The sequence below is a fragment of the Roseibium salinum genome, from assembly GCF_026240905.1.
Lineage (GTDB): Bacteria > Pseudomonadota > Alphaproteobacteria > Rhizobiales > Stappiaceae > Roseibium > Roseibium salinum.
The window spans coordinates 767980-788289 of the sequence record NZ_JAPEVI010000003.1 but is presented as its reverse complement, the minus strand read 5'-3'; the positions used below and the strand labels follow the sequence as shown (position 1 = coordinate 788289).

Genomic DNA, 20310 nt, shown 5'->3' with positions numbered 1-20310 from the left:
GCGGGCTTTAGTGCCCCTCCCCGTTACCGGCATTCCAAGTCATTTGGGGTCCGTTACCGGTGTTACTCGGCGGCGTCCGCGGTTTCTTCATCGGTAAGCAAGGGTGCATCGGAACGTTGAAGCTCAACGTTCAGCCCCAAGGACCGCATTTCCTTCACAAGCACGTTGAAGCTTTCCGGAATGCCCGCTTCGAACGTGTCGTCGCCGCGGACAATGGCCTCGTAGACCTTCGTACGGCCGGCCACGTCGTCCGACTTGACTGTGAGCATTTCCTGCAGCGTGTAGGCTGCACCGTAAGCTTCAAGAGCCCAGACCTCCATTTCCCCGAAGCGCTGGCCGCCGAACTGCGCCTTACCACCGAGCGGCTGCTGGGTGACAAGCGAGTACGGACCGATCGAACGGGCGTGGATTTTGTCATCGACCAGGTGATGGAGCTTCAGCATGTAGATGTAGCCCACGGTCACCTTGCGATCGAATTCCTCACCGGTCCGACCGTCATATAGAACGGACTGGCCGCTCGTATCGTATCCGGCGCTTTCCAGTGCCTCGACAACGTCCGGTTCACGGGCCCCGTCGAAGACCGGCGTTGCAATGGAAACGCCCTTCTTCAGCTGGTCCGCGAGGCGCTCGATGCTCTCGTCATCGTACTCCGCGACATTATCGCCCTTCATGTTGTCACCATAGATCTCGACGATCTTGCCGCGCAACTGCTCGATTTCGCCGGACTTCCTGTATTCTTCATACAGTTCGCCGATCCGGTTGCCCATGCCGCGGCAAGCCCAGCCGAGGTGGGTTTCCAGGATCTGACCGACGTTCATGCGCGAGGGCACGCCGAGCGGGTTCAGCACGATATCGACATGCGTGCCGTCTTCCAGGAACGGCATGTCCTCGCAGGGGTTAATCTTCGAGACCACACCCTTGTTCCCGTGGCGGCCGGCCATTTTGTCGCCCGGCTGGATCTTGCGCTTCACAGCGACGAAGACCTTGACCATCTTCATGACGCCCGGCGGAAGTTCGTCACCGCGCTGCAGTTTCTCCACCTTGTCGATGAACCGCTGCTCGAGCCGCTTGCGGCTGTCGTCATACTGGCCGCGCAGGGCTTCGATTTCGGACATGAACTTCTCGTCGTCGGTGGCGAACTGCCACCACTGCGAGCGCGGGAAGTCGTTGAGAACGTCCCCGGTCAGCACGGTGTCCTTCTTGAAGCCCTTCGGGCCGGCAACGGCGGTCTTGTCGATCAGCATCTCGGCCAGACGGCCATAGACGTTGCGGTCGAGGATGGCCTGTTCGTCGTCACGGTCCTTTGCGAGGCGTTCGATTTCCTCGCGCTCGATCGCCATCGCGCGCTCGTCTTTTTCAACGCCGTGGCGGTTGAAGACGCGCACTTCGACGACGGTGCCCGAGACGCCCGGCGGCAGGCGCAGGGAGGTGTCGCGGACGTCGGAGGCCTTCTCGCCGAAAATGGCGCGCAGAAGTTTTTCTTCCGGCGTCATCGGGCTTTCGCCCTTCGGCGTGATCTTTCCGACCAGGATGTCGCCCGGCTGCAGCTCGGCACCGATATAGACGATACCTGCTTCATCGAGGTTCTTCAGCGCTTCTTCCGAAACGTTCGGAATATCGCGGGTGATTTCTTCTGGACCAAGCTTGGTATCACGCGCCATCACCTCGAACTCTTCCAGGTGGATGGAGGTGAACACGTCGTCGGAGACGATGCGCTCGGACAGAAGGATCGGATCCTCGAAGTTGTAGCCGTTCCACGGCATGAACGCGACGAGCACGTTCCGGCCGAGAGCCAGATCGCCGAGGTCGGTCGACGGACCGTCCGCGATGATGTCGCCCTTGTGAACCTTGTCGCCCACACGCACCAGCGGCCGCTGGTTGATGCAGGTGTTCTGGTTGGAGCGCTGATACTTCTGCAGACGATAGATGTCGACGCCGGACTTGCCCGGATCGATCTCTTCCGTTGCACGGATGACGATACGCGTCGCGTCCACCTGGTCGACGACGCCTGCACGGCGTGCGCCGATGGCAGCACCGGAATCGCGGGCCACGATCGGCTCCATGCCGGTGCCGACGAACGGCGCTTCGGCGCGCACCAGCGGCACGGCCTGACGCTGCATGTTCGAGCCCATGAGAGCGCGGTTGGCGTCATCGTTCTCAAGGAACGGAATGAGCGCGGCCGCAACCGAAACGAGCTGCTTGGGCGACACGTCCATGAGGTCGACCTTGTCGGACGGGACCATCATGTTTTCACCGGCGTGACGGCAGGTGATCAGCTCTTCCGTGAAGCGGCCTTCCTCGTCATAGACGGCATTGGACTGCGCCACATAGTGCTTGGCTTCCTCCATCGCGGACAGATAGACGACCTCGCGGGTCACGGCGCCGCCCTTCACTTTCCGGTACGGGCTTTCGATGAAGCCGTACTTGTTCACGCGTGCGAAGGTTGCCAGCGAGTTGATCAGACCGATGTTCGGGCCTTCCGGGGTCTCGATCGGGCAGATACGGCCGTAATGCGTCGGGTGAACGTCGCGAACCTCGAAGCCCGCACGCTCGCGGGTCAGGCCGCCCGGGCCAAGCGCCGACAGGCGGCGCTTGTGAGTGACTTCCGACAGCGGGTTGGTCTGGTCCATGAACTGCGACAGCTGCGAGGAGCCGAAGAATTCACGCACGGCAGCGGCAGCCGGCTTCGCATTGATCAGGTCCTGCGGCATGACCGTGTCGATCTCGACGGAGCTCATGCGCTCCTTGATCGCGCGTTCCATGCGCAGCAGGCCGACGCGGTACTGGTTTTCCATCAGTTCGCCGACCGAGCGGACACGGCGGTTGCCGAGGTTGTCGATATCGTCGATTTCCCCCTTGCCGTCGCGCAGTTCCACGAGCACCCGGATAACCTCCAGGATGTCGTCCTTGCGCAGCGTGCGGACCGTGTCTTCGCATTCCACGTCGAGGCGCATGTTCATCTTCACGCGGCCAACGGCGGAAAGGTCGTACCGCTCCGGATCGAAGAACAGCGACTGGAACATCGCCTCGGCGGTGTCGATCGTGGGCGGCTCGCCCGGGCGCATCACGCGGTAGATGTCGAACAGCGCGTCCTCGCGGGACTCGTTCTTGTCGACCGCAAGCGTGTTGCGGATATAAGCGCCGGTGTTGATGTGGTCGATGTCGAGAATCGACAGGTCGTGATAGCCGCGCTCGACCAGCTCTTCCAGCAACTTGCCGTTGAGCTCGTCCCCGGCTTCGCAGTAGATCTCACCCGTCTTGGCGTCGACGATGTCTTCGGCAAGATACTGGCCGAAGAGGTCCTCGTCGGTGACCTTCAGCGCCTTGACGCCCTTTTCGTCGAGCTGCTTGATCGTGCGGGCGGTGATCTTGCGGCCGCCTTCGATCACCACTTCGCCGCTGTCGGCGTCGATCAGGTCATAGGACGCCTTGGTGCCCTTGAGGCGATTGCCGTCAAACGGCATGCGCCAGGAACCGTCCTTCTGACGGGTATACTCGACCCGATTGTAGAAGGTGTTGAGGATCTCCTCGCCGTCGAGGCCGAGCGCCATCAGGAGCGACGTCACAGGAATCTTGCGGCGGCGGTCGATACGCGCATGAACGACGTCCTTGGCATCGAACTCGATGTCGAGCCAGGAACCGCGATACGGGATCACCCGGGCGGCAAACAGCAGCTTGCCGGAAGAATGGGTCTTGCCCTTGTCGTGGTCGAAGAAGACCCCCGGGGAGCGGTGCATCTGGGAGACGATCACGCGCTCGGTGCCGTTGACGATAAAGGTGCCGTTGTCGGTCATGAACGGCATGTCGCCCATGTAGACATCCTGCTCCTTGATGTCCTTTACGGACTTGGCGCCGGTGTCTTCGTCGACGTCGAACACGATGAGCCGCAGGGTGACCTTCAGCGGAGCGGCGTAGGTCATGTCGCGCTGACGGCACTCGTCGACGTCGTATTTGGGAGCTTCAAATTCGTAGGAAACAAATTCCAGAAGCGAAGTACCCGCAAAATCGGAAATCGGAAATACTGACTGGAAGACCGCTTCCAGGCCTTCACTTTTGCGGCCACCGCCCGGCATCTCGTCGACCTGCAGGAACTGGTCGTAGGATGCTTTTTGAACTTCGATGAGATTGGGCATAGCCGCGACATCGCGGATGGTTCCGAAATATTTACGGACCTTTTTGCGACCGTTGAACGTTTGGGTCATTGTCGCTCCTCGTAGCAGCCGGGTAACGGCTTCCCGAAACGCCCCTTTTCCAATCGGGCCAGCGCCCGGGCGCTTCGGAAAACCGTCCCCCTGGATCAATCCGCTTTGAAGTGCCACCACTTGAAAGCAGACCGGTTAGGGGTCTGGTGCATGCCTGCCCGCGTTCACGCGGATCAAGGTTGCCCCAGTGGTACGTTCGCCCCGGAAACGGGAAGTCCCGCCGGGGCAAGTAACGGTCCCGGACGAACCGGGACCGCCTGAAAGGCAAAAGCCTTCTTACTTCAGCTCGACGGAAGCACCAGCTTCTTCGAGCTTCTTCTTCAGCTCTTCTGCTTCGTCTTTGCTAACGCCTTCCTTGACCGCCTTCGGAGCGCTTTCGACGAGCTCCTTAGCTTCCTTCAGGCCAAGACCGGTGATTGCGCGGACTTCCTTGATGACGTTGATTTTCTTGTCGCCGGCAGAAGCCAGGACCACGTCAAATTCGGTTTTCTCTTCAGCAGCAGCACCCGCATCAGCAGCAGCACCGCCAGCAGCAGCAACAGCAACCGGAGCAGCGGCGGAGACGCCCCACTTTTCTTCCAGAAGCTTGCTGAGTTCAGCAGCTTCCATAACGGTCAGTGCAGACAGTTCATCAACGAGCTTTTCAAGATCAGCCATTTTGTAAGTACCTTAGGTTCGAACCAATTCTGGTTGCGTCAGACAGTGTGTTTGGGAGCCTATGCGGCCTCATCCTTCTTGGCGTACGCGCCGAAGACGCGGGCAAGCTGCCCGGCCGGTGCGTTGACAACCTGAGCAATCCGGGTCGCCGGGGTCTGAATCATGCCAACCAGTCTCGCGCGCAGCTCATCGAGCGACGGCATGGTTGCCAGAGATTTGACCCCTTCCGGATTGAGGTTGGTCGTGCCCAGAGCACCGCCAAGGATTGCAAACTTCTCGTTTGCCTTGGCGAAATCGACGGCTGCTTTCGGAGCGGCTACCGGATCGTCGGAGTAGACGATGACGGTCGGGCCCTGAAACAGGTCGGAGATGTGCTCAAGGTCGGTGCCTTGAAGGGCGAGTTTCACAAGGCGGTTTTTTGCGACTTTCACAGTGCCGCCGGCTTCGCGCACGGATGCCCGCAATGCGGTCATCTGAGCAACCGAAAGACCTGCATAGTGCGCGACAACGACAACACCGGCATTACCCAGCTCGGCGTTGAAAGACGTCACGAACTCGTGCTTTTCCGCTCTTTCCACTTGCCTTCTCCATTTGACGGCGTTGCCGCCGCCGGTTTACCTTTGCCGCCTGACGGATGGCTCCGAACCCGGAACCGTCCTGTCGGACGACGCTCAGGGTCCTGTCCCCTTGCCTGTGCGCCGGAAGCGCGCGGCAAGGTCTGGTTCGAACCTGGTGTTCCGCTCACGGAGCGGAGAAATTCGGTTCTCACCCATCTATGCAGGCCCTCAGGGGCTTAAACCGGTTACCCGGCACCTGCAGTCTCGGACAGGGCAACCCGGCAGCGAACCGCCGGGTCTTTTCAGCCTTTCGGCCGAAATCTCTGTATCAATCCGGAGAACCCGGATTATTCGCCGGCCACGGTGGCCAGATCGACCTTCACGCCCGGGCCCATCGTCGAGGACACGGCAATGCGCCTCAGGTAGGAGCCCTTCGCACCGGCAGGCTTGGCCTTCTGAATGGCATCGATCAGAGCCTTGACGTTCTGAGTGATGGCCTCTTCAGTAAAGGACACCTTGCCGACGCCGGCATGGACGATCCCGGCCTTTTCGACGCGGAACTGCACAGCACCGCCCTTGGCATCGCGAACAGCGGACTTGACGTCCGGGGTCACGGTGCCGACCTTCGGGTTCGGCATCAGGCCGCGCGGGCCGAGCACCTTGCCGAGACGGCCGACCAGCGGCATCATGTCCGGCGTTGCAATGCAGCGATCGAAGTCGATCTTGCCGCTCTGCACTTCCTCGACGAGCTCTTCCGCACCGACGATATCGGCGCCGGCTGCCTTTGCTTCCTCGGCCTTGTCGCCACGGGCGAACACCGCAACACGGACCGACTTGCCGGTGCCGTTCGGCAGAACGCAGACGCCACGGACCATCTGGTCCGCATGGCGCGGGTCAACGCCGAGATTGATCGCAATTTCAACGGTTTCGTCGAACTTGGTCTTGGCACGCTCTTTTACCAGGCTGATCGCCTCGGTCAGCGGATACACCTTGTTGCGATCGATACCTTCGCGCGCTGCGCGGATACGTTTTCCAACCTTTGCCATGATCTTACTCCGTTACCTCGAGGCCCATGGAACGGGCGGAGCCTTCGACCATCAGCATCGCAGCTTCGACGTTGGTGGCGTTCAGGTCCTTCATCTTGGCTTCGGCGATTTCCTTCACCTGCGCCCTGGACACGGAACCGACCGTGCCGCGGCCCGGGGTCGGAGCGCCCTTCTGCACCTTCGCAGCTTTCTTCAGGAAGAAGCTGACGGGAGCCGTTTTCACTTCGAAAGTGAAGGACTTGTCGGAGTAGTATGTAATCACGGTCGGGCACGGAGCACCCTTTTCAACATCCTGGGTCTGGGCGTTGAACGCCTTGCAGAATTCCATGATGTTCAGACCACGCTGACCGAGCGCCGGCCCGATGGGCGGCGACGGTGTAGCGGAACCTGCAGGCACCTGAAGCTTCAGGAAGCCAACGATTTTTTTCGCCATGTCTTTCTCCAGTCATTCACAGCTGAACGGCAATCCAGCTGCATGGGAGTTGGTGGTGCGGTCCCTGTCAGGCGCCCGGCGATGAGCATCCGGACCTTCCACCCACTTCATCCCGGCAAAAGCGACGAGGCTTTCCACCAGGCACTCACGCCGCCCCGCCGGGCGGCAAACGGTCAGAGTTTGTCGACCTGACCGAATTCCAGTTCAACCGGCGTCGCACGTCCGAAGATGGACACCGCCACCTTGAGGCGCGCACGCTCGTCGTCAACTTCCTCGACCAGGCCGGAGAAGGACGCGAACGGCCCGTCGGACACGCGCACCTGCTCGCCGACCTCGAAGGTGACCGAAGGTTTCGGCCGGTCCACGCCTTCCTGAACCTGGTTCAGGATACGCATGGCCTCCGCTTCCGGAATCGGCATCGGCTTCTGATCCGCGCCCAGGAAGCCGGTTACCTTCGGCGTGTCCCTGATCAGGTGAAACGCCTCGTTGGTCATCTCCATCTTCACCAGGACATAGCCCGGGAAGAACTTGCGCTCAGCGTCAACCTTGCGGCCGCGGCGCACTTCGACGACCTTTTCCATCGGAACGAGAATTTCCTCAAACAGATCGGATAAACCTTTCTGCTCGGCCTTTTCGCGGATGGACTCGGCGACCTTCTTCTCGAAATTGGAATAGGCGTGCACAATGTACCAGCGCTTGGCCATAGTTCTCAGTTCCGTTTCTTGTTCTTTGTCTGCAGACCCAACAGGTGGACTTGAAATTAGCCGCCGATGCCCAGGAGATATCCGATCCCCAGGCTCATCAGCTGATCTGCCAGAAGGAAAAAGATCGAGGCGATCAACACCATGACGAACACCATCACGGTGGTCACAGCCGTCTCGCGGCGCGTCGGCCACGTCACCTTGGACGTCTCGGAGCGCACTTCCTGGATGAATTTAAAGGGATTGGTCTTCGCCATTCCGATTCCGGTCTGTGAAATACGAGTGGGCGCGCGAAAAGACTCCGCGCGCCTCACTCGAGGAAACTCTTTAAGCCCTCGAGGCGGATTAATCAAGAGCAAATTGGCAGGGGCAGCAGGGTTCGAACCCGCGACCTACGGTTTTGGAGACCGTCGCTCTACCAGCTGAGCTATACCCCTTCAAGATGATCGCTCTCGCGACCCCGCTCCTGATACCTCTTGAGCCGGCTTACCGCAACACTTAAGAGGCAGGAGTGCCGGGAACAAGTCCCGGCACTCCTGTTTCATCTTATTCGATGATGGATGCGACGACGCCGGCGCCGACGGTGCGGCCGCCTTCGCGGATAGCGAAGCGCAGGCCTTCTTCCATGGCGATCGGCACGATCAGTTCGACGTCAACCGAGACGTTGTCGCCCGGCATCACCATTTCCGTGCCTTCCGGCAGCGTCACCACACCGGTCACGTCCGTCGTGCGGAAGTAGAACTGCGGCCGGTAGTTGGTGAAGAACGGGGTATGACGGCCGCCTTCTTCCTTCGTCAGGATGTAGGCCTCGGCCTTGAACTTCGTGTGCGGGGTAACCGAACCCGGCTTGCAAAGAACCTGGCCGCGCTCAACGTCGTCACGGCCGATACCGCGGATCAGCGCACCGATGTTGTCGCCCGCTTCGCCGCTGTCCAGCAGCTTGCGGAACATTTCAACGCCGGTAACCGTCGTCTTGCGGGTGTCCTTGATGCCGACGATCTCGACTTCCTCGCCCACCTTGACGATGCCACGCTCCACACGCCCGGTCACAACCGTGCCGCGGCCGGAGATCGAGAACACGTCTTCGATCGGCATCAGGAACGGCATGTCCTTCGGACGCTCCGGGGTCGGGATATACGCATCGACCTGAGCCATCAGCTCACGGATCGCATCGCGGCCGATGGCCGGATCGCGATTTTCCACGGCCGCCAGGGCCGAACCCTTGACGATCGGAATGTCGTCGCCCGGGAACTCGTAGGAGGACAGAAGTTCGCGGACTTCCATTTCGACGAGCTCGAGCAGCTCTTCGTCGTCGACCTGGTCGACCTTGTTCATGAACACCACCAGCGCCGGAACGCCGACCTGGCGCGCCAGGAGGATGTGCTCGCGGGTCTGCGGCATCGGGCCGTCAGCCGCCGAAACCACCAGGATGCCGCCGTCCATCTGCGCCGCGCCGGTGATCATGTTCTTCACATAGTCGGCGTGGCCAGGGCAGTCGACGTGAGCGTAGTGACGGTTTTCCGTCTCATACTCAACGTGTGCCGTGGAGATGGTGATGCCGCGGGCCTTTTCTTCAGGCGCACCGTCGATCTCGTCGTAAGCTCTCGCCGTCGCACCGCCGGTTTCGGCAAGTGTCATGGTGATTGCTGCAGTCAGCGTCGTCTTGCCATGGTCAACGTGGCCAATCGTGCCAATGTTAACGTGCGGCTTCGTGCGCTCAAATTTTTCCTTCGCCATCGGCGTCGCTCTCTGTCCAATACTCTGTTCGGTCGATACAGGGCTCGAGCGGGACGCGCCCCGGCGCCTTGGACAGATCCTCGAGCGACGAAATGCTTCCCGTAGAACTTCTTGTCAGGATTTCCGGGCGAAAGAGCCTTCCGTTCCGGACACTCCGATCAGGCACCCATGATGGAGCGGGTGAAGGGAATCGAACCCTCGTCGTCAGCTTGGAAGGCTGCTGCTCTACCATTGAGCTACACCCGCACAACGAGAGAACCAGGATGGTGGAGGAGGTTGGATTCGAACCAACGTAGGCATAGCCAACGGATTTACAGTCCGTCCCCTTTAGCCACTCGGGCACTCCTCCATCTCGTCCTGCTTCACGCCGAAGCGATCAGGATGGCTTAACCGAAGAGCCCGCCCGGAAGGGGCGAGCAATCCCGTGGCGCGTGTTATGCAGATGCGGACCTGCCCTGTCAACGCTGATTTTGCAAAGAAATGAACAAAATCAGTGAGACGTCCGAAACGGCCACTTCGAACGCTTCAGATCGCCTGTGCCGGCGGCGCCCTGAAAGCGCATGGCTCAAAAAGAAGCCCCCGGATTTCCCGCGATTTTGCCATGTGGCTGCGCTCCAGCAGCCCTGACCTGTGGACAATCTCGCCAGCAGCGCCGGCATGGCGCCGGCACCGAATTCGACGCAACTCCGCCCTTTCCCGTGCCGCCTTTCGCGTCCGGGTCAAACCGCCGCTTGCGCGTTCGACATCGTTGTTGTATCTACAACAAATGACTTCAGCATTCAACGATATCGACTTCGTCCACATGGGCCGCACCTGCCTGGGCCATGCCGCCCGGCGAACGGCAAACCTGCTCACCCGGCATTACAACCGGCACATGGCCCCGCTCGGACTGGAGCTCACCCAGTGCCAGCTGCTGGCCGCGATCGCGGAAGGGTCCGCGACTTCAGCCTCGCAGATCGCCCGCTTCCTCGGCATCGACCGCTCGACGCTGGCGCGAAACCTGGAGCCGCTGGAGACCGCCGGCCTCATCGCCCGGCAAAGAACCGCCGGACGGACAGTTCTGCCAGTGCTGACGCCTGCCGGCGAAAGAAAGGTGATCGAGATCCACAGGACCTGGCAGCGGGCCCAGGCCGAGCTCTGCGACCTGCTGGGCCCGGACGCGGCCGAATCCTCCCGGAGCCAGATGTCGGCACTGCGAAAGGCCGTCCATATCCTTGAACACAGTGGTTCGCCGCAGCCCGAAGCTGCCGCAAAAACGCCAACCGCCTCTCCCTCCTCCCCGACAGGACAGCAGTCATGACTGACACCCACGTATATAAAGAAGACGGCCCGGCGCCCGGTCCCCTGCCGATGGCTGCGGTCGCCAGTCTGTCGGGCATGGACATCTTTGCAAGGATGATGGCCGGCGAACTGCCCGCCCCGCCGATCATGATGCACCTGAACATAAGAATGAAGGAATTCTCCGAAGGCCGGTCCGTCTTCACCGGCATGCCAGCCAGGGAGTTTCTCAACCCGCAAGGCACCGTGCACGGCGGCTGGATCTCGACCCTGATCGACACAGCCCTGAGCTGCGCCGTTCACACGGCTCTCAAGCCCGGTGAATTCTACACGACCACCTCCCTCACGGTGAACATGGTCCGCCCGCTCAAGACCGATAGCGGCGAAGTCACCTGCGAGGGCCGGCTGGTCCACCGTGGTTCCCGCCTTGCGACGTCCGAAGGCGACCTCAGGGACGCGCGCGGCAAGCTGATCGCCCACGGCACGGTGAGCTGCATGATTCTGCGCACCTCCTGAGCGGACACTTTCAACAGGCACGCACCGGCCTGCCCTCTTCCCCTTCCATCCATTTCCGGCTAGAGCTGCGCCATGACGGAAAACACGAAATCGGGGCGCTTCAAACCCCGCGCCGGGCACGGTTCAGGCTTTCACAAGAAGGGCGGCGGCAAGCCTGCGCCGCGCCGACCCGGCCTGCCGCCGGAAGGCCCGGTCCTTCTTTATGGTCTGCACACCGTGGAAGCGGCCTTTGCCAACAAGGACCGCAAGCGGCTGAAGCTCTTTGCCACCGACAACGCGCTGCGCCGACTGGAGGAGCGCGGTGTTGTGATCGATGTGCCGGTCGAGATGGCGATGCCGAGGGCGCTCGACCGCATGGTCACGAAGGACGCCGTCCACCAGGGCATGATTCTGGAGGCCGATCCCCTGCCCGCCTACGGCGTGGAACAATTGACGGGCGCCCGGCTCGTGCTGGCCCTCGACCAGGTGACCGACCCGCACAATGTCGGCGCCATCCTGCGCTCCGCCGTTGCGCTGGAAGCCGACGCGGTGGTCACCACCGAACGCCATGCGCCGGAAGAAGGCTCCGTGCTCGCCAAATCCGCCTCCGGCGCCCTCGACATGATCAAACATGTCCGGGTGAAGAACATGGCCCGCTTCATCACCGAAATGGGGGAAGAAGGCTTCGGCTGTATCGCGCTCGACAGTGACGGCCCGGCCCGCCTGGAAGACACCGTCTTTACCGACAAGACCGTTCTGGTGCTCGGCTCGGAGGGCAAGGGCGTACGCCAGGGCGTGCGCGAGGCCTGCGGCCAGCTCGCCCGGCTCGACATGCCAGGCAAGCTCCGCTCTCTCAATGTCTCCAACGCGGCGGTGCTGTCCCTTTATGTCGCCCGCATGAAGATGGGCCTTTGATACGCAACCGGTGTGGCCCGCACGGCAGGATTATCCACAGCGACCAGGCAATTTCGGCAAGTGCTGTAAGGACTTGCAAAATTAATAGCAGCCGGATTTGAAATTTTTCCCTTGAAGCATGGACAAGCGCGCCCAATCTGATAGAAGCCATTTCCTGCGCCGGTATAGCTCAGCTGGTAGAGCACGTGATTTGTAATCTCGGGGTCGCGGGTTCGAATCCTGCTGCCGGCACCATATTTTCCAATGTCCAGCCCGAAGACATAGGTAACAGTTTGTACCGGAGACATGGGTTACAACCTCGTGCCGAACGGGTTGTCGATTGTCTGTAGCGTTCTCTGCTCCAGGTCGATGTATCCCAGATCATAGCTCATGAAGCTGATCAGCCAAATGCCGTCGTCCACTTCGGTTATACCGAGGCGCTGACCGGCTAGTACGGTAGAGATGTTGATCTTCTTTCGATACATGCAGATCCGGCCGCATGCGGCGACCAGGACATCCCTGTCGTGGAACGGATAATCCAGCTCCGGCAGGCCCTGGTACTGTCTTGGTGAGGCCGTGTAGATCTCGGCCGGCGTCGTCATCGCCAATCCTTCGTGAGGCCGTTCCGCATTGAATTCCTTGAGGAAAGCATCGAATCTGCCTTGCTGTTGAAGGCTGTTCATGGCCGGCGGGCGGGTAGCTTCCTTCTTCAGGGTCAGTGCGCTCTTCGCGACCAAGGTTGTTCAGATAAGCAAAAATAGCGCTCTTGCATTCGTCATAAGCTTGAATGCCGACCGATATTGTTGAACCATCCGCCAGCACAACTGGCCCTGACGGCGATCCTTGCAGACGCAGGCTCCGTCTCCTTCTCAAAGCAGAACCTCGATACTGCGAATGTCACCGACGCCACTCAGCAAAACCGAGACGATGATGGCCCCATCCGGTGCAAGCAAGCACGCGCAATCCATTGTTCAGGACGCAAATGGACGTCCCTTCCGGCCATCTTAATGCCAGAACATCAGATACCAGAGAAAGATGTGAGAGAATAACTCAGATCAGCCCCTCGCAGCCAACCTCTCGGCGAAAGACACAGTCCGGTCGATGTAGTCCTTGGTGACATAGTTCACGAAGCCAAGCCGATCTCCGGCTTCGAAACTGGCCTGATAAAACTTCAGTTTAGCCACATCGCCAAGCAGCGCCAAAGCTGCGAGATGCCAGATGGGCCGAGCGCCGGGTGCATTCGTCGGCAACGCCGCATGGTCACGCAACGCCTTGTCCAAATCCTGCGCCTGCGCCCACGCTATCGACTCATCCGATGCCCGCCGGACGTGCTCTTCTGTTATGGCCGGAACCTGATAGCACAGTCCTCGTCTACGTCGCACGAGCGGCGCGTATCGCCGATGTCCAGGATCTATAGCTTTGCAGCCACATGAAAAAGCCTCCGTAGACGCTGTAACATCAGCTTCAAGCTGCTGCTCCCTGCCATACTTTCGTATTCCGTAGCCAAGATCAACCACCCGGTCTGGCAGGTGGAATAGTGAAAACTTATCCCCCACCTCGTCCGTATAGGTGTGCCAGCCCAAGGTCTTCAATAATTGCGTAACCTCTTTAGTCTTCATTGGCCTGCCCCCGGAAGCGTTCTGATTTCGATTGGAATGCCGTTTGGGTAACCTTGCTCTTTCAGTGGCACGTCCGGTTTCAATCCGAACCGAGCTGCCACCTCCCCCTCGGAATCGCGTTCCCATCCTTGATCTGCGGATAGATCTCACTCTGCCTGATCGTCAGATCTGCATTGCCGGTTTTAATCTCGATGATTCCCTTTGTCCCATCCGGCGCTTCGTAGATGATATCGGGCCGACAGCGACCTGAGCCGCAGGAACTACCAAACGATGCCTCGCGCCGTGAAACCGTATAGCCTTGCCCCTCCAACTGGTTGATTACATCGGTGCGCATCTCATTGTGATGGTCATAGTGATCTCGGACTGTCAGGCGCGGCCCCGTATTTGGAGCCTCGTTTGACCTATCGCCACTATCCCAGCCTATTGGTCCGACGAGTCTCGGTCCACCACCGCCGTTGTTATTGTCATAATCGTTATTGCGCCCCAGATCCTCATCGGTCACACGTGGACCACCATTGTCACCGATCCCCCGGCTGGCCAGTATCTGCCAAGTACGCTTCAGGGCGTCCTGACTGAGGGACTGGCCGTTCATCGCTCCACCGGTCAAGACATAGTTTCCGGTTTCGTGATCTAAGGTGAACTCCAGTGATGTAGCTGTTTGATTGCCCTCAATGGATACGGCAACCGTTCCCGCCGGACCATCGATCTTGATGTCGTAGCGGGTGCCATCGCTGTCGGTGTGTATGTATTCGGCGACATCTCCGGCAGGTCCGGTGGACCCGAGCAACGCTCCAATCGGCCCAAGGGCTCTCGTTAGCGCTTTTGCCGCGACGTTGCTGCCGATCCAGTTTGCAATATCGAGGCTGGCATCCGCCTGATCCGGTGTGAGGGAGATGGTTTGGCCGTTGGCCAAACTAATCGTGCAGATCGGCTGTGCGTGGGCGGGCGAAATGATCCAATCGAACAGGCTCCAGCCCTGCTTCTGTCCGCAACTTGCCAGTTGCTCTTTCACTTCAGGATCATTTTGGGCCTCCCGCACAACCTCTTTGAGTTTTTCGGCGTCTTCCGGTGGCAGCCTCTCTTCTGCCGCCAGCGCATCAACAACAGCATCTGCGATGTCGTTCAGCGTTTTCCCCGCAACCTCGATCGCTTCGACCGCCTTTCTGACGCTGGTATCGCTCACATAGAACTCAAACCCCTCCTCTTTCTCCGACGTCACCTCGATCACCGCATCCGGGTCCCGGTTGACGTTGGCAAGTTGGGTTTCCGTGGCAGAATTGTCCTCAGCAGCCTCCGCATCCGCCTCGGCCCGCAGGGCTTCGGCGGTTTCCAGGTCGCCGGCGGCCTCCGCTTCGTCCGCCTGTGCTTCGAGGTCCGCGGCCTTGACGCCGTCGCCGTCGCCATCATGCACCGTGATGTTTCCCTCGCCGGTGGTGGCTCGGGCGATGCCTTCTTTTTCGGAATTGGAATAGGCGCCCTCGATGGAGACGCCCGGGGTGAAGCCGCCGTCCTGGTTCGTGTTGCCGGGATTGATCGCACCGCTCTGAGAGCCTTGGCCAAGGGAGGTGCCGAGGGAGACATTCACGCCACCGGAAACCTGGGTGGAGCGGTCGTGAAGGGCGATGTCGCGGGTTTCGAGTGTATCCGTGTCGAGGGTCAGTTCACCGGAGCGTGACGCGATCACGCCGCCGGTGACAGACGTCTTCTCGCCCACATCGACATCGAGTGCGCCCTCGGTGACGATGCCGGAGGCTTCGTTTACCCACGCTTTGCTTTGCGATCCTTTCGAGCCGTTGACCCCACCGAATGCAGACACTGTCGGTGGACCGTTCGTGCTGAACCCGACGGATACGCCCGCATTGAAGCCGGCACTTTTGTTGGAGCCTTCAGCCGTGTCCAGCCGGCTTTCCACGGTCAGGTTCCGGCCGACGTTGACATCGGCGGTCTCCGCCTCCGCCCGTGCGCCGGAAAGCGTCAGGTCGCGGCCGGCATCGATGTCCAGATTACCCCCGGCGGTGACGGTGGTATTGAACTGGTTGGTTTCGGAAAGGGCGTAGCTGCCCTTCTGGCCGGAGACGTCCAGGCCGACACTGAGGCTGGGTGCCAACCCGTCTTTCGCCCCACCGACGCCAAGCGTCACGCCAATCCCGGCAGAGAACGAGGAGTTGCTGCCCTTGGCTTCAAGCGTGTTTTGGGCCGACTCCAGAGTGATGTCGCGCCCGGCTTCCAGAGTGATGTCATTACCGGCGTCGATCCGAGCGCCTTCCGCCGTGATATCGCGGCCCGCATCAATGGTCAGGTCATTGCCGGCCGAAACGGACGAACCGACGGCCTGGCTGCTGGATTGCGAAGCCTCGCTTCGTTCGCTGGTGACACCGACGCCGATCTTCACACCTGCAATCGTGCCGCCGGTGCGCATGGCGTCGAGGCTGTTGATGGCATCGACCGCGCGAAGAGCCCCGGAACCTGCGCTGATGGCCTTGTTCAATCCACTGCCGGTCCCGGACGTGACTGCCCTCGGCGTATCGATCAAGGTTTTTACTGGCGCGGAAATATTCTCGAAGGCCGACACGGTGACGGCGATCTGGTCGAGCTTGTGCTTCTCGCTGCTGGCGGCAAGATCCGCGACACTTTCAAGAGCAACATCTCCGCCGGCTTCGAGAGTGATGTTGTTTCCGGCCGACAGGATCGCCGCTTCGGATGTGATATCTTCGCCTGCCCTGATCGTCAGGTCGTTGCCGGCACTCACGGCCGAGGTGACGTTCGTCGTGCTGCTGCCCTGATAGCCGTCTTCGGTTTTCCGGTAGCCGGCGGCAAAGCCGAGGCCGCCTGGCGTGCTCTCGGCAAAGAAGCCGGACTTCTTCTGCTCATGACTGAAGGAAGAGGAGGTCTGATCCGCTTCCAGAGTGACGTTTTGCCCTTCAAGCGTTGCGTCGTTGCCGCCGACGACGGTCGAACCTTTCACACTCAGGTCCGCGCCCGACTTCAATGTCAGGTCGCCGCCGGACATGAGCAGTGACGCGGTATGGCTGGTCGAGGCTTCCTCCGTAAGAGTAGAAGACTTGCGCATGAAGCCGCTGGAGCGGGAATCGTAGAAATTATAGTGCTGAGCGGTGTCGCCCCTCACCTGCAACCCCTCCCCGGCCGTGACCGTGAGATCGTCTCCCGCGATCACGTTGCTGGCCTTCACACCGACGCCACCTCCGGCGGTAATGGTCAGGTTCCCTCCGACGTCCAAGTTGGAATCGATCACTGAGGAGTTGTCCCAGATCTGGTGTCGCAGGTCTCCGGAGGATTGGTGTTTGACTTCCTCGCGCTTGCGGTTCTGGACAGACTCTATGGTGACATCGCGGCCGGCATTCAGGTCGACCGCGCCGCCCGCGGAAACATTCGATCCGCTGATCGTGAGGTCCCTGCCCGCGTCGATGACGAGGTTTCCGCCAACAGAAAGGTTCGACGACTGGTGTTTCGTCTCATTCATTCTGTTGGTGCTGCCGTCGATATCCATGTTGAAGGCGGTTTCCGTCTTCAACGTTTCCAGGCGGACGTCACCTCCGGCCTGAAGGGACGCGTCCCCGTCGGAGGCGATATTCCCGCCGACGCTGACAATATCTTCCTCCGCGTTCAGCGCGAGAGAACCGGATGCCGCGATGCTGGCGCGCTGTTGATTGGATTGCGTGGTGCCGCCCACATAGTCTCCCGAGCGGACCAGCGTTTCGTTCCGGATGTTTGCAGCCGAGATGTCAACCGTTTCACCGCTAATGGTGCCCGAGAGGTTTGCCACGGTCTCATCGGCGCTCAGCGTGACATCCGTTGCGGTAATCGATCCTCCCCGGTTGGTCAGGTTGGTTTCTGCTTCGACCTCGAGCGAAGCGACCGCCGTCAGCGCGCCTTCGTTGTTGATCTCATTGGATTGCAGCTTGATGGAACCGCCCGTAATCCGAGACCCGGCAAGCTGGATTGTGGAACGGTTGCCGGGAGCCAGATAGAGGCGCGGCGCGAGAACCTTCTGGCCATTGACCGTGATTTCCTCCAGCCAGACAATGTCGGTGGTCAGAGCGGCAATCTGGTCAGCAGAAAGGGCAACACCCGGAACCAGTTCCAGGTCCTGCTGAGCGGTAACTGCATTCTCGTAAAGCTGTTTCACGCTGTCGTAGTCAGTCGAGGTGCCTGCGAGTGTGCGCCGACCCGCTTTCTTCAACAGTTGGTCGCGGATATAGCTGTTTTCGATATAGGCATCGCCGAGACGCTTCTGCGTGATTTCCGGCGCAAAACCTGGAAGCTGCGCCAGGAACAGATCAGAATTATAAAAGCGGCTGAGATCAACGAATTCCGCCCGGGTCTCAAAAAGGAATTTGGCTTCCGGGGCCGGATTGACGATCGTCAGAGAAGACGAAGGGGGCTGGAAAACCGGTGCATGGTCATCGGTCGAAGGCACGGCGTCGCCGGAAGACAAGCCGACTTGTCCGCCATTTTCGCGAATGCTCTCATTGTCGATTCGGTCGGTAAACGTTCCCTGTACGTTGCCGTTGGCGGAAATGGTGGCTGGAATCGAGTCAAGCGTAACAGAGGTGATCGTCGTGCCCCGGTCCCGGACATGCCTGAAGGTTTTCCGACCGTTCTTTTTCTTGTAGCGCCACTCCTTCTTGGCAATGGTGGTCGTTTCAACGATTTCCCGGCCCTGGTTGACAAGGGTGTTACCCGTCAGCGTGACGTCGCCGTTAGCAGCGACTTCCGAGTACCGGTTCTCGATCGTGTTAGCATCGATGATCAGATTGCCGCCCGATAGCAGCTTGGCGCTTTCACCGTTCTGGTCGAGCGTTTCGGTGACGACCGTGGTAACCGTTTCGTGCTGGTCGCAGATGCTACCGCCGTTCCAGTTGCAGGGCGTGATGGTCCGGGTTCTGGTGGTCGTCGTCGTGACCGTGGGTTCCGTCCCCTGGTTGACGAAGGCGGTCGCGAAGATGGAAAGGTTACCGTCGATTGCCTCAATATGGCCTTTGTCGTTGATGATTGTTCCGGCTCGGCTCTCGGCTGTTGCACCCTGGAACAAAAGGTTCCGCCCGGCCAGTATTGTGTCCGAATTGGTGAAATCGCTTGCGAATGACAGCGTAACGTCTTGCTTCGCACCAATTATGCCGTCGTTCGTCCCGTCCCCCGCCAGGCTGACGAGGGTGTTCCTGTTAGCGCTGATCGAGCCTTCGTTGGTGAAGCTCCCGGTCACCGACAGGAGCGTGTCTCGGCCCGCGCCGATTGATCCTTCGTTCAGAAGGTCGATGAAGCTGAGTATCGTGTCCTGTCCCGCGCGGAATTCGCCCTGGTTCAGTCCGTCCGCGGCAGCGATCGTTGCATTGCCGGTCTGCGTCGAGACCTTGCCGCCCTCTGCGGTTTTCAGGGAATGATCAGAATTGAGGGAAAGCGTCTCATAGGCGTTCACGGTGCCTTCGACATCCAGCAGGTTCGACGCGCTCATTGAGACCGACTGGCCCGCATTCACCGTTGTTCCGGAAGCGACGGCGATGGTGTCGTCGGCCGTCACAGTCAGCGTGCCCTCGCCTACGGCAAAGCTTCCGTCCGTATTCATGCCCGCACCGATCAGCGCCGCAGCCAGTTCGGCATCGGCTCCCGCCTCGATGTCCACATTGCCGCGCGCGCCTGCGATCACGTGGTTCAGGAAGGTCGTGCTGGCATTGCTGGTCAGGCCGAGGTCGGTTGCAGCGTGGAGGTTCTCGGTTACTTCGACGCCCGCGGAATTCGAGCGGGCCTTGATCGCGCCCTGGGACGAGGCTTTCCGCATGACGAGTTTGCCGTCGGCGGTCAGCACCATTCCGCCGGCACCTGCCGCCATGTTTTCAGGGGTGCGCACGCCAACGCCGGCTTCTGTCCCTTCCAGCGAGATCCGGTTGGCGTACATGCCGCCGAGCGCGGAGGAGTCGATGCTGAATTCCGGCTTGTCGCTGCCATCATCCGCTTTGACGGACTTCACGACCCGATTGGCATAATCAATGTCGTTCCGCCCGGTGATTACTCTGACGTCCTTGCCGTGAATGGCGCCGTTGATCGCAACGCTGCGGCTGATCACATCGAAATAGTCAGTGGACCGTGCGTCGAGCCCAAGGGCGCCAATGGAGATGGCGCCATCGTTGACGGACAGGCCGGTCAGGGCGCCGCTGGTGGGATCGAGAACCGGTGTTCCGGTCGTCAGTGTCGCCCGGGGCGTGTTGATGAAGCCGCAGCCGTTGCAGGTGATGCCGTTGGGGTTGGCCAGGACATAGTCGGCCGTGCCGCCGAAGACCTCCGTCGCGCCTTCCAGCAATGAAGGATTGGCACTGGTGACTTCGTTCAGGATGATCCGGGCGGTGGATCCTGACGCAAGGTTCGGGTTCCCCAGAATCGCTCCACCCAACTGAGACGTGCCGACCACCTTGGAATTGTTGAGAATGAGACCCTGCTGCCCGACATTGAAATCGTTGAACTTGTTGTGGGACAGACCTGATCCGTTCGGCCTGGCGATATTGACCATGGGCACGCCGTTGGGCGCTGCCGTGATCCCCGGAGTGTGTTGCGCACCCGCGGTAGGATCCGCGCTCAGCTCCTGCGCATAGGGTGCAAACGTCGTTTGCAGCAGGAAGCTGCCGGCGGTCACGAGCGTAATCGAAAGGGAAACAAATTTATTGATCAAACCGGTTGC

13 protein-coding genes, 4 tRNA genes and 1 pseudogene are annotated in these 20310 nt (G+C 60.3%); 4 read left to right on the top strand and 14 right to left on the bottom strand.

The window, feature by feature from the left end:
* Nucleotides 1-62 precede the first annotated feature (62 nt).
* The 11 genes from rpoB to ON753_RS08090 all read right to left on the bottom strand — a co-directional run bounded on the left by rpoB (nucleotide 63) and on the right by ON753_RS08090 (nucleotide 9682).
* Nucleotides 63-4202 (bottom strand): DNA-directed RNA polymerase subunit beta, encoded by a 4140-nt coding sequence (rpoB, locus tag ON753_RS08140; protein ID WP_265962059.1) that lies wholly within the window; start codon nucleotides 4200-4202, stop codon nucleotides 63-65.
* Between the two features lie 276 nt (nucleotides 4203-4478).
* Nucleotides 4479-4859: a 50S ribosomal protein L7/L12 gene (gene rplL / locus ON753_RS08135; RefSeq protein ID WP_265962058.1), complete on the bottom strand. Its 381-nt coding sequence runs from the start codon at nucleotides 4857-4859 to the stop codon at nucleotides 4479-4481.
* 59 nt (nucleotides 4860-4918) lie between these two features.
* Nucleotides 4919-5437 carry a 50S ribosomal protein L10 gene (rplJ, locus tag ON753_RS08130; protein ID WP_265962057.1) on the bottom strand — a complete coding sequence of 173 codons (519 nt, stop codon included), beginning with the start codon at nucleotides 5435-5437 and terminating at the stop codon, nucleotides 4919-4921.
* Between the two features lie 326 nt (nucleotides 5438-5763).
* Nucleotides 5764-6462, bottom strand: a complete 699-nt coding sequence (rplA, locus tag ON753_RS08125; RefSeq protein ID WP_265962056.1) for a 50S ribosomal protein L1 — start codon at nucleotides 6460-6462, stop codon at nucleotides 5764-5766.
* 4 nt (nucleotides 6463-6466) lie between these two features.
* The gene (rplK, locus tag ON753_RS08120) at nucleotides 6467-6895 is read right to left on the bottom strand and encodes a 50S ribosomal protein L11 (protein ID WP_265962055.1); all 429 of its coding nucleotides are present in this window, start codon (nucleotides 6893-6895) and stop codon (nucleotides 6467-6469) included.
* 173 nt (nucleotides 6896-7068) lie between these two features.
* On the bottom strand, nucleotides 7069-7599 hold the full coding sequence (gene nusG / locus ON753_RS08115) for a transcription termination/antitermination protein NusG (RefSeq protein WP_265962054.1): 531 nt from the start codon (nucleotides 7597-7599) through the stop codon (nucleotides 7069-7071).
* Between the two features lie 56 nt (nucleotides 7600-7655).
* Nucleotides 7656-7853, bottom strand: coding sequence for a preprotein translocase subunit SecE (gene secE, locus ON753_RS08110; protein WP_265962053.1), 198 nt, complete (start codon nucleotides 7851-7853; stop codon nucleotides 7656-7658).
* A gap of 104 nt (nucleotides 7854-7957) precedes the next feature.
* Nucleotides 7958-8033, bottom strand: a tRNA-Trp gene (locus ON753_RS08105).
* Nucleotides 8034-8142: 109 nt separating this feature from the next.
* Entirely contained in the window at nucleotides 8143-9333 is a 1191-nt protein-coding gene (tuf, locus tag ON753_RS08100; RefSeq protein ID WP_265962052.1) for an elongation factor Tu, read from the bottom strand.
* A gap of 172 nt (nucleotides 9334-9505) precedes the next feature.
* A tRNA-Gly gene (locus ON753_RS08095) sits at nucleotides 9506-9579 on the bottom strand.
* 18 nt (nucleotides 9580-9597) lie between these two features.
* Nucleotides 9598-9682 (bottom strand) — tRNA-Tyr (locus tag ON753_RS08090).
* Nucleotides 9683-10099: 417 nt separating this feature from the next.
* Between ON753_RS08090 and ON753_RS08085 the strand changes: the two genes are divergently transcribed.
* The 4 genes from ON753_RS08085 (at nucleotide 10100) to ON753_RS08070 (ending at nucleotide 12255) form a co-directional block, all read left to right on the top strand.
* Entirely contained in the window at nucleotides 10100-10633 is a 534-nt protein-coding gene (locus ON753_RS08085) for a MarR family winged helix-turn-helix transcriptional regulator (RefSeq protein WP_265962051.1), read from the top strand.
* Nucleotides 10630-11127, top strand: coding sequence for a PaaI family thioesterase (locus tag ON753_RS08080; RefSeq protein ID WP_265962050.1), 498 nt, complete (start codon nucleotides 10630-10632; stop codon nucleotides 11125-11127). The genes ON753_RS08085 and ON753_RS08080 overlap by 4 nt, the downstream gene beginning before the upstream one ends.
* A gap of 72 nt (nucleotides 11128-11199) precedes the next feature.
* On the top strand, nucleotides 11200-12021 hold the full coding sequence (locus tag ON753_RS08075; protein ID WP_265962049.1) for a TrmH family RNA methyltransferase: 822 nt from the start codon (nucleotides 11200-11202) through the stop codon (nucleotides 12019-12021).
* Between the two features lie 158 nt (nucleotides 12022-12179).
* Nucleotides 12180-12255: transfer RNA gene (locus tag ON753_RS08070), tRNA-Thr, on the top strand.
* A 56-nt stretch (nucleotides 12256-12311) separates the two neighbouring features.
* Here the strand turns inward: ON753_RS08070 and ON753_RS08065 are convergent.
* The 3 genes and pseudogenes from ON753_RS08065 to ON753_RS08055 all read right to left on the bottom strand — a co-directional run.
* Nucleotides 12312-12719, bottom strand: a pseudogene (locus ON753_RS08065) (IS481 family transposase); the annotation flags it as partial.
* A 336-nt stretch (nucleotides 12720-13055) separates the two neighbouring features.
* Nucleotides 13056-13619: a DUF6990 domain-containing protein gene (locus ON753_RS08060; protein WP_265962048.1), complete on the bottom strand. Its 564-nt coding sequence runs from the start codon at nucleotides 13617-13619 to the stop codon at nucleotides 13056-13058.
* 79 nt (nucleotides 13620-13698) lie between these two features.
* A complete protein-coding gene (locus ON753_RS08055; RefSeq protein ID WP_265962047.1) occupies nucleotides 13699-20301 on the bottom strand; it encodes a hemagglutinin repeat-containing protein in 6603 nt (2200 codons plus the stop codon).
* Nucleotides 20302-20310 lie beyond the last annotated feature (9 nt).

Excerpts from the sequence above, each read along its gene's own strand:
- rpoB (WP_265962059.1), bottom strand. The coding sequence starts at position 4,202 with ATGACCCAAACGTTCAACGGTCGCAAAAAGGTCCGTAAATATTTCGGA.
- rplL (WP_265962058.1), bottom strand. The coding sequence starts at position 4,859 with ATGGCTGATCTTGAAAAGCTCGTTGATGAACTGTCTGCACTGACCGTT.
- rplA (WP_265962056.1), bottom strand. The coding sequence starts at position 6,462 with ATGGCAAAGGTTGGAAAACGTATCCGCGCAGCGCGCGAAGGTATCGAT.
- rplK (WP_265962055.1), bottom strand. The coding sequence starts at position 6,895 with ATGGCGAAAAAAATCGTTGGCTTCCTGAAGCTTCAGGTGCCTGCAGGT.
- nusG (WP_265962054.1), bottom strand. The coding sequence starts at position 7,599 with ATGGCCAAGCGCTGGTACATTGTGCACGCCTATTCCAATTTCGAGAAG.
- secE (WP_265962053.1), bottom strand. The coding sequence starts at position 7,853 with ATGGCGAAGACCAATCCCTTTAAATTCATCCAGGAAGTGCGCTCCGAG.
- tuf (WP_265962052.1), bottom strand. The coding sequence starts at position 9,333 with ATGGCGAAGGAAAAATTTGAGCGCACGAAGCCGCACGTTAACATTGGC.
- ON753_RS08085 (WP_265962051.1), top strand. The coding sequence starts at position 10,100 with ATGACTTCAGCATTCAACGATATCGACTTCGTCCACATGGGCCGCACC.
- ON753_RS08080 (WP_265962050.1), top strand. The coding sequence starts at position 10,630 with ATGACTGACACCCACGTATATAAAGAAGACGGCCCGGCGCCCGGTCCC.
- ON753_RS08075 (WP_265962049.1), top strand. The coding sequence starts at position 11,200 with ATGACGGAAAACACGAAATCGGGGCGCTTCAAACCCCGCGCCGGGCAC.
- ON753_RS08060 (WP_265962048.1), bottom strand. The coding sequence starts at position 13,619 with ATGAAGACTAAAGAGGTTACGCAATTATTGAAGACCTTGGGCTGGCAC.